Annotated in this window: 16 protein-coding genes; 8 read left to right on the top strand and 8 right to left on the bottom strand. The window is 68.4% G+C overall.

Features of this window, described 5'->3' with window-relative positions:
• The first annotated feature begins 160 nt into the window (after positions 1-160).
• Positions 161-412, top strand: coding sequence for an outer membrane lipoprotei OprI (gene oprI / locus AC1G9C_RS12615; RefSeq protein ID WP_003239826.1), 252 nt, complete (start codon positions 161-163; stop codon positions 410-412).
• Between the two features lie 130 nt (positions 413-542).
• Here oprI and AC1G9C_RS12620 read toward each other — a convergent pair whose 3' ends face one another.
• The 3 genes from AC1G9C_RS12620 to AC1G9C_RS12630 all read right to left on the bottom strand — a co-directional run bounded on the left by AC1G9C_RS12620 (position 543) and on the right by AC1G9C_RS12630 (position 2512).
• Complete coding sequence (locus AC1G9C_RS12620; RefSeq protein ID WP_021445791.1) at positions 543-1499, bottom strand: L,D-transpeptidase family protein; 957 nt, start codon at positions 1497-1499, stop codon at positions 543-545.
• A gap of 69 nt (positions 1500-1568) precedes the next feature.
• Positions 1569-1850 (bottom strand): hypothetical protein, encoded by a 282-nt coding sequence (locus tag AC1G9C_RS12625; protein ID WP_021445790.1) that lies wholly within the window; start codon positions 1848-1850, stop codon positions 1569-1571.
• Between the two features lie 56 nt (positions 1851-1906).
• Positions 1907-2512, bottom strand: coding sequence for an arylesterase (locus AC1G9C_RS12630; protein WP_480410374.1), 606 nt, complete (start codon positions 2510-2512; stop codon positions 1907-1909).
• Between the two features lie 10 nt (positions 2513-2522).
• Here AC1G9C_RS12630 and AC1G9C_RS12635 point away from each other — a divergent pair, with 10 nt between their 5' ends.
• From AC1G9C_RS12635 to greB, 3 genes are all read left to right on the top strand, one after another.
• Complete coding sequence (locus tag AC1G9C_RS12635; protein ID WP_122109752.1) at positions 2523-3206, top strand: ABC transporter ATP-binding protein; 684 nt, start codon at positions 2523-2525, stop codon at positions 3204-3206.
• Positions 3206-5710, top strand: a complete 2505-nt coding sequence (locus tag AC1G9C_RS12640; protein ID WP_480410375.1) for an ABC transporter permease — start codon at positions 3206-3208, stop codon at positions 5708-5710. Before AC1G9C_RS12635 ends, AC1G9C_RS12640 begins: the two co-directional genes overlap by 1 nt.
• A 129-nt stretch (positions 5711-5839) precedes the next feature.
• Positions 5840-6337 (top strand): transcription elongation factor GreB, encoded by a 498-nt coding sequence (greB, locus tag AC1G9C_RS12645; protein ID WP_031304191.1) that lies wholly within the window; start codon positions 5840-5842, stop codon positions 6335-6337.
• A 6-nt stretch (positions 6338-6343) separates the two neighbouring features.
• Here the strand turns inward: greB and AC1G9C_RS12650 are convergent, their stop codons facing one another.
• Positions 6344-6652 carry a class I SAM-dependent methyltransferase gene (locus AC1G9C_RS12650; RefSeq protein WP_480410376.1) on the bottom strand — a complete coding sequence of 103 codons (309 nt, stop codon included), beginning with the start codon at positions 6650-6652 and terminating at the stop codon, positions 6344-6346.
• Between the two features lie 193 nt (positions 6653-6845).
• On the opposite strand from AC1G9C_RS12650, the gene thpR reads away from it, so the two are divergent.
• The 3 genes from thpR to AC1G9C_RS12665 all read left to right on the top strand — a co-directional run bounded on the left by thpR (position 6846) and on the right by AC1G9C_RS12665 (position 9623).
• Positions 6846-7391 carry an RNA 2',3'-cyclic phosphodiesterase gene (thpR, locus tag AC1G9C_RS12655; protein WP_480410377.1) on the top strand — a complete coding sequence of 182 codons (546 nt, stop codon included), beginning with the start codon at positions 6846-6848 and terminating at the stop codon, positions 7389-7391.
• 185 nt (positions 7392-7576) lie between these two features.
• On the top strand, positions 7577-8530 hold the full coding sequence (locus AC1G9C_RS12660) for an alpha/beta fold hydrolase (RefSeq protein ID WP_480410378.1): 954 nt from the start codon (positions 7577-7579) through the stop codon (positions 8528-8530).
• A gap of 52 nt (positions 8531-8582) precedes the next feature.
• A complete protein-coding gene (locus tag AC1G9C_RS12665) occupies positions 8583-9623 on the top strand; it encodes a lipase secretion chaperone (RefSeq protein WP_480410379.1) in 1041 nt (346 codons plus the stop codon).
• A 97-nt stretch (positions 9624-9720) separates the two neighbouring features.
• Here the strand turns inward: AC1G9C_RS12665 and gntR are convergent, their stop codons facing one another.
• The 4 genes from gntR to AC1G9C_RS12685 form a co-directional block, all read right to left on the bottom strand.
• On the bottom strand, positions 9721-10740 hold the full coding sequence (gene gntR, locus AC1G9C_RS12670) for an HTH-type transcriptional regulator GntR (protein WP_480407727.1): 1020 nt from the start codon (positions 10738-10740) through the stop codon (positions 9721-9723).
• 123 nt (positions 10741-10863) lie between these two features.
• Positions 10864-11877, bottom strand: coding sequence for a TRAP transporter substrate-binding protein (locus AC1G9C_RS12675; RefSeq protein ID WP_480407728.1), 1014 nt, complete (start codon positions 11875-11877; stop codon positions 10864-10866).
• A gap of 58 nt (positions 11878-11935) precedes the next feature.
• On the bottom strand, positions 11936-13213 hold the full coding sequence (locus AC1G9C_RS12680) for a TRAP transporter large permease (RefSeq protein ID WP_021446292.1): 1278 nt from the start codon (positions 13211-13213) through the stop codon (positions 11936-11938).
• A 50-nt stretch (positions 13214-13263) separates the two neighbouring features.
• On the bottom strand, positions 13264-14385 hold the full coding sequence (locus AC1G9C_RS12685; protein WP_480407729.1) for a gluconokinase, GntK/IdnK-type: 1122 nt from the start codon (positions 14383-14385) through the stop codon (positions 13264-13266).
• Between the two features lie 195 nt (positions 14386-14580).
• On the opposite strand from AC1G9C_RS12685, the gene AC1G9C_RS12690 reads away from it, so the two are divergent.
• Complete coding sequence (locus AC1G9C_RS12690) at positions 14581-16668, top strand: TonB-dependent receptor family protein (protein ID WP_480407730.1); 2088 nt, start codon at positions 14581-14583, stop codon at positions 16666-16668.
• The last annotated feature ends 140 nt before the right edge of the window (positions 16669-16808 follow it).

A 16808-nucleotide genomic window follows, 5' to 3' on the forward strand; every position in this document is an offset into this window, starting at 1 on the left:
CATAGCCACTGACCTGAAAACGACTCAGCCAGTAAAAAAACACGCAACTCTTGCTCGCCCTCCGTTTACTTACTAAAAGTAATAGGTAGTATGTAGGCCGGCTAATTTCCCGCAGTTGGGGAATTGCTTTTATGGAAAACTCCACCTCAAGGGGAACACGATGAACAACGTTCTGAAATTCTCTGCTCTGGCTCTGGCCGCAGTTCTGGCTACCGGTTGCAGCAGCATGTCCAAAGAAACCGAAGCTCGTCTGACTGCTACCGAAGACGCAGCTGCCCGCGCTCAAGCCCGTGCCGACGAAGCCTACCGCAAGGCCGATGAAGCTCTGGCTGCCGCTCAGAAGGCTCAGCAGACCGCTGACGAAGCCAACGAGCGCGCTCTGCGCATGCTGGAAAAAGCCAGCCGCAAGTAATAGGCGACCGGCTTTTAGAAAGCCGCCCCAGGCAACTGGGTCGGCTTTTTTATTGGCCGCTGCACGCACACTACCAGCAATAAAAAGCCCGCCGGCACAAGTGCGGGCGGGCTGTTCGGCACAGATCGCGTTAGAACGGGTTAGCGCTGCTCGCCACCACGTTGTCGCCCTGGGCGGCGATCGGCACCGGCAGGCCGTCTTCCGAAGCCACCACTTCGCGGACCATCTCCCAGTCCAGGCGCAGGCCGCTGAGTTCCTCGCGCTTGAGCAGGGTATTGATCACCGCCGTGTGCTTGTCGACGACCGAGGGCGCGCCTTCGTCGTCCAGCGGCGCATGGGCCTCCAGATAGACCTTGCCGCCACTCACACCGAACTTGTAAGGCTCGTTGAGGATGCGCACCGGCGTCCCCACCGGCGCCATGTCCGCCAGCTCCAGCACGTTGTGGTTGAGCATGCGGAAGCAGCCATGGCTGACGCGCATGCCGATGCCGAACTTCTTGTTCGAGCCGTGGATCAGGTAGCCCGGAAACGACAGCCCCATCTTGTACGGCCCCAGCGGGTTGTCCGGCCCCGGCGGCACCACGGTGGGCAGAATATCGCCTTCGGCGGCATGCTCCTCGCGGATCGACTTGGGCGGATACCAGGCCGGGTTCGGCGTCTTCGCGGTGATGCGTCCGGTGCCCAGCGGCGAGCCCCAGCCCTCGCGGCCAATGCCGAGGGGGAAGGTATGCACCACGTTCTGGCCTTTCGGGTAGTAGTACAGACGGTACTCGGCCAGGTTGATCACTATGCCTTCGCGCGGGCCCGGCGGCAGGACGTAGCGCGTCGGCAGGACGATCTCGGTGCCCTCGCCCGGCAGCCAGGGGTCGACCCCGGGGTTGGCCGCGACCATCTCCAGGTAGCCCAGGTCGTGGGTGGTTCCCAGATCGGCGAAGGTATCCTCGTACTTGGCCTTGATCACCTGCACCTGACCGACCACGTCTTCGCCGGGCGGCGGCAGGGGAAGTTCGAGCGCCTGCACCGCGGCGCTGGTACACAGCGCCATGAGGGTCAGGCAACGGTTGACCGCAGAGAATCGCGACAACATCCGGGAATCCTTGATGGGTTGACTAGAAGTGCAGCGATTGTACACCGCCGTTCGAGCCCAGGGCAGCCGTCAGCCATCCGCCCAGTTCGAGTACAGCCCCTGGCGCTGGGCCTCGAACGTGGCCAGGCAGGCCGGACACAGGCGCCGGTCGCGCAACAAGGGTTTGTCCAGTGCCCGCCAGCGCGGCTGCGCCGGCAGCAAACCGCCGCACAGGGTACGGTCGGCATGGCCGCCCAGGCGCAACTGGCGGGCGACCAGGTGCAGGCGCACCTCGCGGCAGGCGAACAGATCCAGCTGCTCGTCCGGCTCGATCAGTTGATAGGCATACAGGGACCAGGCGAGACGCGGCATCTGGGGCTCCATGGCGGGCCGGCCACATTAGCCGAAAGGCTTGGGGCGGAAAAGTCTCAGAGCAGCGGTTTCAGCGCCGGCCAGACGTTATCGAGCAGCAGCGGCTGCGCCGCCGCGGTGGGGTGGATGCCGTCGGCCTGCATCATCGCTGGCACGCCGCCAACGCCTTCGAGGAAGAACGGCACCAGCGGCACCTGCTTGTCCTGCGCCAGGTCGGCGAACACCTGGGCGAAGGCCTGGGTGTAGCGGGCGCCGTAGTTGGGCGGCAAACGCATGCCGAGCAGCAGCACGCGCGCCCCGGCGACCTGGGACTGCTCGATCATCGATGCAAGATTCTGTTGCAATTGCGCAGGCGGCTGGCCACGCAGGCCATCGTTGCCGCCCAGCTCGATGATCACAAGCGCGGGCTGGTGCTCGGCAAGCAGCGCAGACAGCCGTGCGGCGCCGCCTGCGCTGGTATCGCCGCTGATCGAAGCGTTGACCACCCTGTGGTCGAAACCCTCCTCCTGCAGGCGTTGTTCCAGCAACGCGACCCAGCCCTGGCGGCTATCCAGGCCAAAAGCCGCGCTGATACTATCGCCGACCACAAGCAGGGTGCCTGCAACCGCCCCCTGGACCCAGAACAGCAGGGCCAAGGCACCACTCAGCCACCATGCACGCATTGGAATCTCCATGACTTCGAGCATTCTCGCTGCGCGGAACCTTAGCAAAGTGGTCGAGAGCGCGGAAGGCGAGCTGACCATCCTCCACGACCTCGACCTGAACCTGGCCAAAGGCGACAGCCTGGCCATAGTCGGCAGCTCCGGCTCGGGCAAATCCACCCTGCTCGGCCTGCTCGCCGGGCTCGACCTGCCCAGCGGCGGCACCGTGCTGCTGGCCGGCAAGGACCTCGGCGAACTCGACGAAGACCAGCGCGCACGCCTGCGCGCCGAGCATGTCGGCTTCGTCTTCCAGTCCTTCCAGTTGCTCGACAGCCTCAACGCGCTGGAGAACGTCATGCTGCCGCTGGAGCTCGAAGGCCATGGCGACGCCCGCCAGCGCGCCCGCGCCCTGCTCGAGCGGGTCGGCCTGGGCCAGCGCCTGTCGCACTACCCACGCCAGCTGTCCGGCGGCGAGCAGCAGCGGGTGGCCATCGCCCGCGCCTTCGCCGCCGAGCCGGACGTGCTGTTCGCCGACGAGCCCACCGGCAACCTCGACAGCCACACCGGCGAGCGCATCAGCGACCTGTTGTTCGAGCTCAACCAGGAGCGCGGCACCACCCTGGTGCTGGTCACCCACGACGAACGTCTGGCCCATCGCTGCCAACGCCTGATCCGTCTGGAGGCCGGCCACCTGATCGACCGCGTGGAACCCTGATGAACCGCGTACCGCTTACTCGCCTGCTGGCACTGGCCACCCGCCAGTTGCTGCGCGACGCCCGCGCCGGCGAGCTGCGCGTGCTGTTCTTCGCCCTGCTGGTGGCAGTGGCCGCCAGCAGCGCCATCGGCTACTTCAGCGCTCGGCTGAACGACGCCATGCTGCTGCGCGCCAGCGAATTTCTCGCCGCCGACCTGCGCCTGAGCGGCAGCACGCAGGCCAAACCCGAACAGATCGAAGCCGGCACCCGCCTGGGCCTGGATCACGCGCAGATAGTCGAATTCTCCAGCGTGGTCGCCGCCGACGACGGCATTCAGCTGGCCAGCGTCAAGGCCGCCAGCGACGCCTACCCTCTGCGTGGCGAACTGAAAAGTGCTGCCGCCCCCTATCAGCCGGAAGAGCCTGGCGCGGGTCCGGCGCCCGGCGAAGCCTGGGCCGAGACGCGTCTGCTGGCCGCCCTGGGCCTGCAGATCGGCGACGAGCTCGAGATCGGCGCCAAGCGCCTGCGCCTGACCCGCGTGCTGACCTACGATCCGGACGGCGCCGGCGACTTCTACAGCCTGACCCCGCGGGTGCTGATGCACCTGGACGATCTGGCTGCCACCGAAGTGGTGCAACCGGGTAGCCGCGTGCGCTTTCGCGAGCTGTGGCGCGGCGATGCCGAGGTGCTGGCCGCCTACCGTCAGGCGGTGCAGACCAGCCTCGAACCCAACCAGCGCCTGGAGGATGCTCGCGATGGCAATCGCCAGGTCGGCAGTGCGCTGGGCCGTGCCGAGCGCTACCTGAATCTGGCCAGCCTGGCCGCCGTGCTGCTCGCCGGGGTGGCCGTGGCACTGTCGGCGGCGCGCTTCGCCGCCCGCCGTTTCGACGCCAGCGCGCTGCTGCGTTGCCTGGGCCTGTCGCGCCGTGAAGCGCTGACGCTATTTGCCCTGCAGCTGGCGCTGCTCGGCCTGCTCGCCTGCCTGCTGGGCGCCCTGCTCGGCTGGCTCGGCCAGCACGTCTTGTTCCATTTGTTGCGCGGGCTGATCCCCGACGACCTGCCGCCGGCCGGCGTCTGGCCGGCCCTGGCCGGCATGGCCACCGGCCTGGTCGCGCTGGCTGGCTTCGCCCTGCCGCCGCTGGCCGCGCTGGGCCGTGTGCCGCCGCTGCGAGTGTTGCGCCGCGACCTGCTGCCGGTGCCGGCCAGCTCCTGGCTGGTGTACGGCGCGGCGCTGCTGGCGCTCGGTCTGATCATGTGGCGCCTGAGCCTGGATCTGCGCCTGACCCTGGCGCTGCTCGGCGGCGGCCTGCTCGCCGCCCTGCTGCTCGGCGGCCTGCTGCTGCTCGGCCTGCAGAGCCTGCGTCGTCTGCTGCAACGCGCCGCCCTGCCCTGGCGTCTGGGCCTCGGCCAACTGCTGCGTCACCCGCTGGCCGCCGCCGGCCAGTCGCTGGCCTTCGGCCTGATCCTGCTGGCCATGGCGCTGATCGCCCTGCTGCGCGGCGAACTGCTCGACACCTGGCAGGACCAGTTGCCGGAAGACGCACCCAACCACTTCGCCCTCAACGTGCTGCCGGCCGAACGCGACGCCTTCGCCGCGCGCCTGGCCGAACTCTCGCCGCATCCGGCTCCGCTCTACCCGGTGGTGCCGGGCCGCCTGGTGACGATCAACGACGAGCCGGTGCGTCAGCTGGTAAGCAAGGAGAGCCGCGGCGAACGGGCGATCCAGCGCGACCTCAGCCTGACCTGGGCCGAACAGTTGCCCGCGGACAACCAGATCACCAGCGGCCGCTGGTGGGGCGCGGCGCATGCCAGCGAGCTGCCGGGGGTGTCGGTGGAAGCCGAACTGGCCGAGAGCCTGCAACTCGAGCTGGGCGACCGTCTGCGCTTCAACGTCGGCGGCATCGAACGCGAGGCGCAGGTCAGCAGCCTGCGCGAGGTGGACTGGGACAGCTTCCAGCCCAACTTCTACATGATCTTCGAGCCACAGACCCTGCAGGACCTGCCGGCCACCTACCTGACCAGCTTCTACCTGCCGCCGGGTCAGGACGCCGAGCTGGTGACGCTCAGCCGCGCCTTCCCCAGCGTCACCCTGCTGCAGGTCGACGCGCTCTTGGCGCAGCTGCGCAGCATCCTCGCCCAGGTCACCCTGGCCATCGAGTACGTGCTGCTGTTCGTCCTCGCCGCCGGCATCACCGTGCTGCTCGCCGGGTTGCAGGCGACGCTCGACGAACGCATCCGCCAGGGCGCCCTGCTGCGCGCCCTGGGTGCCGAACGCCAGTTGCTGGTCAGCGCCCGGCGCGCCGAATTCGGCCTGCTCGGCGCCGCCGCCGGCCTGCTCGCCGCACTGGGCTGCGAACTGGTGAGCTTCCTGCTGTATCGCTATGCCTTCGACATGAGCTGGCAACCGCACCCCTGGCTGCTGCTGTTGCCGCTGATCGGTGCCCTGCTGGTGGGCACCGCCGGCGTGCTCGGCACCCGCCGCGCGCTCAATGCCAGCCCGCTAAGCGTGCTGCGCGAGGGTTGACTGAGGAAGGACCCGGAAGGGCTCTGCGCTGCGACCGTCGCCGCTAGGAGTGCCTGCCCCGACGGAGCATTTGCGACGAAACGACGGCAGCCCCTAGACTTGCCGCCTCTCCAATCATTCCGAGATGCCATGAGCCGTTACCGCCCCCCTCGCCCCGCCGGCACGCCATTGATCACCCCGGAAGGCGAGGCGCGCCTGCGCGCCGAACTGCACGAGCTGTGGCACGTGCGCCGGCCGCAGGTGACCCAGTCCGTCAGCGAGGCCGCCGCCCAGGGCGACCGCTCGGAGAACGCCGAGTACACCTACGGCAAGAAGATGCTGCGCGAAATCGACAGCCGCGTGCGCTTTCTGAGCAAACGCCTGGAAAAGCTCAAGGTGGTCAGCGACAGACCCTCGGACCCGAACAAGGTCTATTTCGGCGCCTGGGTCACCATCGAGGACGAAGACGGCGAACAGTCGCGCTACCGCATCGTCGGTCCGGACGAGCTGGATCTGAAACAGGGGCTGATCAGCATCGACTCGCCGCTGGCCCGCGCGCTGGTGGGCAAGCCGCTGGACGCCGAGGTGCGGGTGCACAGCCCGAGCGGCGAGAAGACCTGCTACATAGTCGAGATCGACTACCCCTGAGACTCCCTACCGCCGGGTAATCAGGCCCTGGCGCGCCACCCGTATCAGCTCGGCGACCGTTTCCGTCAGGGCATCGGCGCTGGGCGCCTGGACCACCGCCAGGTCGAAGCTGTCGCGCGGAAAGCGCGCCAGCGACTCGCCGCGCTGCACGAACTGGATACGGAAGGTACGCGGCCCGCTCCAGCGCTTGGGCCAGCCGTCGAGGTAACGCAGCAGGGTCGGTTGGTGATTGCCGCCGAGCAGGATGCGCGGGTTGCGCAGCAACAGCCCCGAGGTGATGGGGGCCAGGCGAATGTGCGGTTGGGGACAGGTCATGCTCGAGTCTCCGCCTCAAAAATCCCGCTGGGCAGCGGTGGGAGGCGACACCGAACCAGCGCTTTAGCGGAATTTCGGGTGCTGGAAACTTCACCCTGTGGCGCCCCGCAAGTAGCTGTTTAAATCGGCGCAGCGCGCATCCTAGAGAAGCCCGCGCGATACTGTCAAGGCGAGCCACCACCGGCCAAGCGCCATGACCGCCGACCAGTTGCGCCTGTTCTTCGCCCTGCCCTGCCCGCCGCCGCTGGCCGCGGCGATCTGCGCCTGGCGTGAGCGCGAAGCGCCCGGCGGCAGGCCGGTCGATGCCGCCGACCTGCACCTGACCCTGGCCTTTCTCGGTGCACAGCCGGCCAGCTGCCTGGCGCCGCTGCTGAGCCTCGCCGCGCAGTTGCCGGGCGCAGGCTGCGAACTGCGCCTGGATCGCCTCGGCCGCTGGCGCGGCGGCGTGCTGCACCTGGCGCCCAGCCGGGTGCCGCAGGCGCTGGACGAGTTGCGGCGGCAGCTGCACGCACGCCTGAGCGGCGCCGGTTTCGAACTGGAGCCGCGCGCCTTCCGCCCGCACCTGACGCTGGCGCGGCATTACCCGCAGCCGCCGGCCGGCGCCGCCCCAACCTTCGATTGGCCGCTGCGGCAGTTCGCCCTGTTTTGCTCGGAATATGACGGCCACGGCAGCCGCTATCGCCTGCTCGGCCAGTGGCCGTTGCGGCCTGCGACCCCAACCGGGCGTAGCGCCCCGTAACAGCAAAGCCTGGGCAATCTCGCCGGCAAAACAGGGCAATCTCGGGAAAAGTGCCGCGATAGAGGGGTTAGTCTGGAAAACTCGGCAATGGCATGTTTCCTGCCATCTCCCTCGTGCCGTACGTGCCACGGGATGGGCGCGATTTTGTTGCAGGACGCACCTCAACACACCCATCGAGAGCGCCCATGAACAAGAACAAGACCCTGCTCGCCCTCTGCCTCGGCGCCGGCCTGCTCGCCAGCGGCCAGACCCAGGCCTTCTGGTTCGGCTCGTCCGGCTATACCCAGACCCAGTACCCCATCGTCCTCGGCCACGGCATGCTCGGCTTCGACAGCATCCTCGGCGTCGACTACTGGTACGGCATTCCCGCCGCCCTGCGCCGCGACGGCGCCAGCGTCTACGTCACCGAAGTCAGCCAGCTGGACACCTCCGAAGCGCGCGGCGAGCAATTGCTGCAGCAGGTCGAGGACATCGTCGCCATCAGCGGCAAGGCCAAGGTCAACCTGATCGGTCACAGCCACGGTGGCCCCACCACCCGCTACGTCGCCGCCGTGCGCCCGGACCTGGTCGCCTCGGTCACCAGCGTCGGCGCGCCGCACAAGGGCTCGGCCACCGCCGACTTCCTCAAGGGCATCAGCGACGGCCCCGCCGGCCCGGTCGCCACCCCGCTGCTGGCGGGCATCGTCAATGGCCTCGGCGCGCTGATCAACTTTCTCTCCGGCAGCCCCAGCACCACCCCGCAGAACGCCCTCGGTTCGCTGGAGTCGCTCAACAGCGAGGGCGCGGCGCGCTTCAACGCCAAGTTCCCGCAGGGCATTCCCACCAGCGCCTGCGGCGAAGGCGCCTACAGCGTGAACGGCGTGCGCTACTACTCCTGGAGCGGCACCAGCCCGCTGACCAACCTGCTCGACCCCAGCGACCTGCTGCTGGGCGCCAGCGCGCTGACCTTCGGCAGCGAAGCCAACGACGGCCTGGTCGGCCGCTGCAGTTCGCGCATGGGCCAGGTGATCCGCGACAACTACCGGATGAACCACCTCGACGAGGTCAACCAGACCCTGGGCCTGACCAGCCTGTTCGAGACCGATCCGGTGACCGTCTACCGCCAGCATGCCAACCGCCTGAAGAACGCCGGGCTCTGAGCCAAAGTCCGGGCCGGGGTCATCCGGCCCGGACGCCGTAGTGGAATCTGCCGTGAACAAAGCCCTGTTGCTGTTGCCCCTGCTGTTCACCGTCTGCCTGGCGTCGATGCTCTATCTCGAGCCCGGGCATCTGCCCGATCGGTTCAATCCACCCGCGACCAGCGGGGAAACCCCGCCACCGGCGGCGCCACCCGCGCTGCAGCAAGCGCTGCCCGCGCCCGTCACGCCGGCGAGAAAAGCCGCCGCTCTCGGCTTGCCGGCATCCTTCGTCGGCACCGAGGTGGACGGCCGCTTTCGCGTCGATGCCGCCGGCAACCTGATCGTCAGCGAAGACATTCGGCGTATTTTCGACTACTTCCTCGCCAGCCTCGGCGAGGAGAGCCTGGACGCCAGCGTCGCGCGTCTGCGCGGCTATATCGACGGCCAGTTGCAGGAACCGGCCCGGGCCCGCGCGCAGGCGCTGCTCGACCAGTACCTGGCCTACAAGCGCGAGCTGGTGCTGCTGGAGCGCGACCTGCCGCAACTGGCCAGCCTGGACGCCATGCGCCAACGCGAAGCGGCGGTGCAGGCGCTGCGCGCGCGGCTGTTCGACAGCGAGAGCCATCAGGCCTTCTTCGCCCGCGAGGAAGGCTACAACCGCTTCACCCTGGAGCGCCTGGCGATCCGCCAGGACGCCGGACTGAGCGACGAGGAAAAGGGCCTGGCGGTCGACCGGCTGCGCGCCAGCCTGCCGGAGGAGCTGCAGGACATGGTGCTGCCGCAGCTGCAGCAGGAGCTGCGCCAGCACACCGCGCGCCTGCAGGCCGAAGGCGCCAGCGCCGCGCAGATTCGCCAGCTGCGCCAGCAGCTGGTCGGCGCCGAGGCCACCGCCCGCCTGGAGGCGCTGGACAGCCAACGCCAGGGCTGGCAGAAGCGTCTCGATGAGTATCTCGCCGCCAAGGCGCATATCCAGGCCAACGAGGGGCTCAGCAGCGGCGACAAGCGCGCCGCCATCGAGGCGCTGGCGGCGGAGCGTTTCGACGAACGCGAGCGCCTGCGCCTGGAGGCGGCCGAGCAGTTGGCCGAGGCTGGCAGAAATACGAGCGGCGGCTGAGTCCGGGCCGCCGGATCGTCGGGCGGAGCGTGTTGCGCTCCCCCGTTGGGCTTCGCTGCGCTCAGCGCCAACCTACCCGGCACGGCCTCCCTTACCCTCAGGTGCTGTCGCGCATCACCAGTTCGAAGCCGACGTCGATGCAGTGCTGCTCGGGCGTCTCGCCGCGCATCAAGGCCAGCAGCATGTTCGCCGCCAACTCGCCGATGCGCCCGCGGGTGGTGCGCACCGTGCTCAGCGCCGGGTGCATCCAGGCCGCCGCCGGCAGGTCGTTGAAGCCGGCGATGGCCAGCCGCCCCGGCACCTCGAGGCCCAGCTGACGAGCGCGGAACAGCGCGCCCATGGCCAGGTCGTCGTTGTTGAAGAACACCGCATCGATCTGCGGCTGCTGCGCCAGCAGGCGGTCGAGCAGCTCGGCGCCGAGGCCGATGGACGACAGCTCGGGGGTGAGCAGCTCCAGCGCCGGGTCGTAACGGTTGAGGTAGCGCATCACCTGGCGGTAGCCCTCGGCGCGCTGCAGGGTGCGCGGGTCGAGCTGGGCGGCGGCGAAAGCGATATGCCGGTAGCCGCGCTGGACCAGGGCGCGGGTCATGGCGGCGCCGGCCTCGACCTGGGAGAAACCGACGCAGTAGTCCTCCGGCTCGTCGCTCAGCTCCATCAGGGTCACCAGCGGGCAGCTGCTGGCGCCGAGGATCTCGCGCGCCGCGTCGCTGCGCTCGAAGCCGGTGACCAGCAGGCCGGCCGGCTGGTGCGCCAGGTAGGAGCGCAGCAGGCGCTCGTCCTCCTCGACCCGGTAATGGCTGACGCCGATCATCATTTCGAAGCCGGCCGGCATCAGCACCCGCTGGATCGCCTCGACGGTATCGACGAACACCGAGTTCGACAGCGAGGGAATCACCACCGCCACCAGGTTCGAGCGCGAGCTGGCCAGCGCCCGCGCCGCCGGATTGGGCACGTAGCCCAGCGCCTTGGCCGCGCGCATCACCTGCTCGCGCAGGGCGTCGGAGACCCTGCCCGGCTGCGACAGCGCACGCGAGGCGGACATCAGCGAGCAGCCGGCGGCCTTGGCCACATCCGACAGGGTGACGCGTTCGGCGGAACGGCGACGACGTTGACTCATAGCGCCTCCAGAGATGGTCTGGCGGGGATTCTACCAGCCTCGCCAGCGGATAAAGCGCGGGACACGCCGCCCGGGAGGCCACCACCATGCAAGGAGCGGCCGTCCCAACGTGCCCCGCGAAACTTACAAGGCAGCCTTGGCGGCCTCGGCCTGCACCTGATCGAACAGCTGCTGGCCGACCGTCTCGACCACCTTCTGGATCGCCGGGGCGGCCTGCTCGCGCATGCGCTGCACCTCGGCGGCGTCCACTTCGTTGATCTGCATGCCCTTGTCCTTCAGTTCGGCCAGGGCGCGGGCGGCCTCGGCGCGGGTGTCCTGGCGCTCGAAGTCACGCGCCTTCTGCGCCGCCTCCATGAGAATGTTCTGCTCGGTGGCAGACAGGCCGTCCCACCAGCGCTTGGACACGGTGAGAATCCACGGGCTGTAAACGTGGTTGGTCACGGTCAGGTACTTCTGCACCTCGTAGAACTTCGAGGAGAGGATGGTGTTGAACGGGTTTTCCTGACCGTCCACGGCCTTGGTCTCCAGCGCGGTGAACAGCTCGGAGAACGGCAGCGGCACGGCGTTGGCGCCCATCAGCTTGAAGGTCTCGAGGAACACCGGGTTGGGCATCACGCGCAGCTTGATGCCGGCGAAATCCTCCAGCTTGCTGATCGGCCGGGCGTTGTTGGTCAGGTTGCGGAAACCGTTCTCCCAGTACACCAGGCCAACCAGGCCCTTCTCCTGCAGCTTGTCCATCACCTGGCGGCCGACCGGGCCGTCGAGCACGGCGTCGGCCTGCTCGGCGCTGCTGAACAGGAAGGGCGTGTCCCACACCGCCATTTCCTTGGTGATGCCGACCAGGGTGGCGGTGGAGCCGACCATCATTTCCTGGGCGCCGCCGATCAGCGCGCTCTGCATCTGGTCGTCCGAACCCAGGCTGGCGGCGCCGAAGGTGCGCACCTTGAGCTTGCCGTCCGAGGCTTTGGCCACCTCCTCGGCGAACAGCTTGGCCGCGCGGCCCTGGTTGCTGTTCTCGTTGAGGCCGTAGCCGAAGCGGATCATCCGCGAGCGGACTTCGTCGGCGTGGACGCTGACGGCGGCGAGCGGGCTGCACAGCAGGGCAGCGGTGAGGATGGCGAGCAGCGGACGTTTCATCGGAACTACCTCTTATTGTTGTGAACGAAGCCGGCGCGCCCGCGCCGGTTGGGGCGAATCAGCGCAGCCAGGTCAGCGGCACGGTGACGATGGCCGGGAAGGCGATCAGCAACGCGACGATGCCCAGGTAGATCAGGAAGAACGGCATCACCCCGCGCACCAGTACCTCCATGCGCAGCCGACCGATGCCGCCGACCACGTTGAGCACGGTGCCCACCGGCGGGGTGATCAGGCCGATGGAGCCGATCAGCACGAACATCACGCCGAAGTACACCGGGTCGACCCCAGCCTTGATCGCGATCGGCGCCAGCACCGGGGCGAGGATGAGGATGGTCGGGGTCAGGTCGAGGACCATGCCCACCGCGATCATCAGCAGCATGATCGCCAGCACCAGCAGTTGCGGGTGGTCGGCCAGCGGCCCGAGCATGGCGCCGATCTCATCCGGCAACTGGGCCAGGGTGATCATGTAGGCCGATACCGTGGCGGCGGCGCAGAGGAACATCACCGAGGCGGTGGTGCGGCTGGCACGGGTCAGGGTTTCCATCAGGCTGGCCCAGCTCAGCTCGCGGTACAGCAGGGTCGACACCGCCAGGGCGTAGACCGCGGCGACCACCGCCGCCTCGGTCGGGGTGAAGATGCCGAAGCGCAGGCCGCCGACTATGATCACCGGCAGCATCAGCGCCGCGGCGCCGTCGACCAGCACGCGACGACGCTCGGCGGCGCTGGCCTTGGCCGGGGTCGGCTCGGTGAAGCCGCGAGCGATCAGGCTCCAGGCGACGATCAGCCCGGCGCCCATGATCAGCCCCGGCACCAGGCCGGCCATGAACAGCTGGCTGATCGAGGTGTTGGTGACCACACCGTAGATCACGAAGGGCATCGACGGCGGGATGATCGGCGCGATGATGCCGCCGGCGGCCACCAGGCCGGCCGAGGAATGCAGCGGGTAGCCGCGCTGGCGCATCATCGGCAGCAACAGGGTGGCCAGCGCCGCGGTGTCGGCCAGGGCAGAGCCGGACATGCTCGCCAGCAGCACCGCGGCGGCGATGGCGACGTAGCCGAGGCCGCCGCGCAGGTGGCCGAAATAGGCCTGGGCCATGGCGATGATGCGCTTGGAGATGCCGCCGGCATTCATCAGCTCGCCGGCCAGGATGAAGAAGGGCACGGCCAGCAGCGGGAAGCTGTCGGCGCCGGCGAGCAGGTTCTGCGCCAGCAACTGCACGTCCCAGAAGTCCAGGTACCACATCAGCAGCGCCGCCGTGAGGATCAGGGCGAAGGCGATGGGCATGCCGAAGGCCATGAAGCCCAGCAGGGATGAAAGGAAGACGGCGACGGTCATCGGCAGGTCCTCGGTGGGCAGTGCCCGTTCTTGTTAGTGATGACGCAGCCTCAATCGACTTGCGCGTGAGCCAGGCTTGCCTGCGGCGCGCGGCGCCACAGGTTGATCAGTTGCACCAGGGCGAGGACGGCCAGCACCGTCATGCAGGCCAGCACCGGCACCATGGCCAGCACCACCGGATAACCGACCACGGTGCTGTGGTTGCCCCAGCCGAACTGCACCTGCATCCAGGCGCCCCAGGCCGCCAGCAGGCTGGCGCCGGCCACCAGCAGCCAGCTCAGCGAGTCCAGCAGACGTTGCGCAGACTGCGGGAAGCGGTCGCGGATCATGCGGAAGGTCATCAGCTCGCCGCGGCGCATGCTCGAGGCCACGCCGACGAACACCAGCCAGACGAAGGCCAGCCGCGACAGTTCCTCGGCCCCGGCCCAGCCGGTGCCGAAGGCGTAGCGCAGCACCACGTTGGCGAACACCGCCAGCACCATGAAGGCCATCAGCGTCGCCATCAGGCCGTCGGTGAGGCGGTCGAACAGCCGCGCCAGACGGCCCTCGTAGATGGGTTCGGCGCCCAGCTGCGCGGCATGGTTAGCGCTATCAAATTCTGTCGTCGAACCAGCGGCATCGGCGCCCGAGCCGGCCTCCGGCAGATCGCGGCGCAACCAGGCGCAGATATCCGCCAGCAGCGCCTCGCGGCTGGCGGCCGCATCCAGGGTCAGCACCTGGGGTTCGCCGGCCGGCGCTTCGAGGGTGGCAAACTGGCTGTCGACCAGCGAGGTGGGCATGAAATGCCCGGGACGCGCGCCGACTCGCTGCAGCGCGGTGGCCTGGTCGATCTGAAGATGCACGAACTGCAGCCCCGGCACCGCCGCGCGCAGGCGCTCGCGGTAGGCGCGCTTGAGCGCCGAGCAGGCCAGCACGAAGCCCTCGCCCGCCGCCTGGGCGGCCAGCATCTGCTCGCTCAGGGCGTCCAGCCAGTGGCTGCGGTCGTCGTCGCTCAGGGGGATGCCGGCGCGCATGCGCTCGACGTTCTCGCGGGGATGGAAGTGATCGGCTTCGATATGGCGCCAGCCGAGCGCGGTGGCCACCGCCTGGCTGATCTCGCTCTTGCCGGAGCCGCTGACGCCCATGACCACCAATGTGGTGCGGGCAGGCAGTGCGAAAGGCTGTTGCTGCATGGGAACTCCAGGGCGCCATCGACGTGGTGCCGCTCATTGTTTGGCCGGATGTTAGCGCTATCCAAATCGTTCGACAACCCTATTGCGGCAACATTTCGTAGAGCATTTCTGCGCCAGGCGGCGCAGCGACTCTAGCCCGCGGTCCGCTGCTGCGGTCACCATCGCGGGATAGCGACCGCAGAAGATCCCTCGACCATGACCCCATTCCGCCCTCGCCCCTGGCTTGCCTCCCTGCTGCTGCCGCTGGCCGCGCAGGCCGAGAACGTGCCCGACTACCAGGCCGAACCGCTGGTGGTCACCGGCAGCCGTTACCAGGCCAGCGGCTGGCGCCTGCCCTTCTCGGTCAACCGCATCGATGCCGAGCAGGCCACCCTGGGCAAGCCGGGGGTCAACCTGTCCGAGGCGCTCGGCAGCGTGCCCGGCCTGGTGGTGCAGAACCGGCAGAACTACGCCCAGGATCTGCAGCTGTCTTCGCGCGGCTTCGGCGCCCGCTCGGCCTTCGGCATTCGCGGTGTCAAGCTGCTGGCCGATGGCGTGCCACTGTCCAACCCCGACGGCCAAGGCCAGGCGGCGACCTTCGACCTCGATACCCTGGAGCGCATCGAGGTGCTGCGCGGCCCCTTTGCCAGCGTCTACGGCAGCAACTCCGGCGGAGTGATCCAGCTGTTCTCGCGCGATGGCGAAGGCGCACCGAGGGTATCGCTCGATACCTCGCAGGCGGCTTTCGGCACCAGCCGCACGCGAGTCAGTGCCGAGGGCGGCAACGACCAGGCCGGCTTTATCCTCAACCGCTCGCACTTCGAGACCGACGGTTATCGCGAGCACAGCGGCGCCATCCTCGACAAGAGCTTCGCCAAGCTGACCCTGTACCCGGACGATGCCAGCAAGCTCAGCCTGAGCTTCAATCAGCTCGACCAGAACGACACTCAGGACCCGCAGGGCCTGACCTGGCAACAGGTGCAGGCCGACCGTCGCGCCGCCGCCCCCAGCGCTTTGGCGTTCAATACGCGCAAGACGGTGGATCACCAGCAGCTTGGCCTGAATTACGAGCGCAGCTTCGCCGCCGGCACCTGGCAGAGCACCCTGTACAGCGGTATCCGGCGGGTGATCCAGTACCAGTCGATCCCGGTGGCGGTGCAGGCCAACCCGTCCCACTCAGGCGGAGTGATCGACTTCGAGCGGCGCTTCTTCGGCGCCAGCAACCGCTGGATCCAGCCCTTCGACCTGGGCAGCAGCCTGCTGACCCTGACCGCCGGCCTGGACTACGACCATTCCCGCGACGACCGCCAGGGCTTTGAGAACTTCGTCGGCAGCACCCTGGGGGTGAAGGGCAACCTGCGCCGCGACGAGCGCGATGAGGTCAGCAGCCTGTCGCCCTATGTCCAGGCCGCCTGGCAACTGGGCAAGCTCGACCTGCAGGCCGGCCTGCGCCACAACGAAGTGCGGTTCGAGGTGGACGACCGCTTCCTGAGCAATGGCGACGATGGCGGCGCGGTCACCTACCGCGAGCTGACCCCGACCCTAGGCGCCAGCTACGCGCTGCTGCCGGAGCTGAATCTGTACGCCAGCTGGGGCAAGGGCCTGGAGACGCCGACGCTCAACGAACTGTCGTACTCCGGTCCCGACAACGGTTTCGGCTTCGACCTGCAACCGGCCACCAGCGAGCAGGCCGAAATCGGCCTCAAGGCCCGCCTCGGCCAGGCCAGCGACCTGCAACTGGCGCTGTTTCAGATCGACACCGACGACGAGCTGGTGGTGGAATCGGCCAGCGGCGGCCGCACGCGCTTTCAGAACGCCGCACAGACCCGCCGCCGCGGCGTGGAGCTGACGGTGGCAAGCCAACTGAGCGAAACCCTGCGCGGCAACCTCGCCTACAGCCATATCGAGGCCGTCTACAGCCAGGACTTCGCCAGCGGCGGCCGGCCGATCGCGTCTGGCAATCGCCTGCCCGGCATCCCCGCCAGCACCCTGTATGGCGAACTGGCCTGGCAGCCGCGCGAGGGTTTCAGCACCGCCCTCGAAGGGCTGTACCGCAGCAAGCTGTATGTCGAGGACAGCAACGCCGCCAAGGCCGCGCCCAGCTACGCCCTGTTCAACTGGCAGGCACGCTTCGAGCAGCAACTCGGCGCGCTGACCTTCAACCAGGTGCTGCGCATCGACAACCTGCTGGACCGCCAGTACATCGGCTCGGTGATAGTCGGCGAGAGCAACGGCCGCTACTACGAGCCCGGGCCGGAACGGGCCTGGTATGTCGGTGCGGGGGTGCAGTACCGGTTCGATTAGGTCGCACGACGTCCCGCAGGGCGTCGCGGGGCCGCCTGAGTCGCGCGCACCGCCTGGCCTGGCACCAATGCTCGATCACCACGCGGATTTGCTCCCCTCTCCCACTTGTGGGAGAGGGGTTGGGGGAGAGGGTCGATTCT

The organism is Pseudomonas sp. ABa2 (assembly GCF_056676075.1).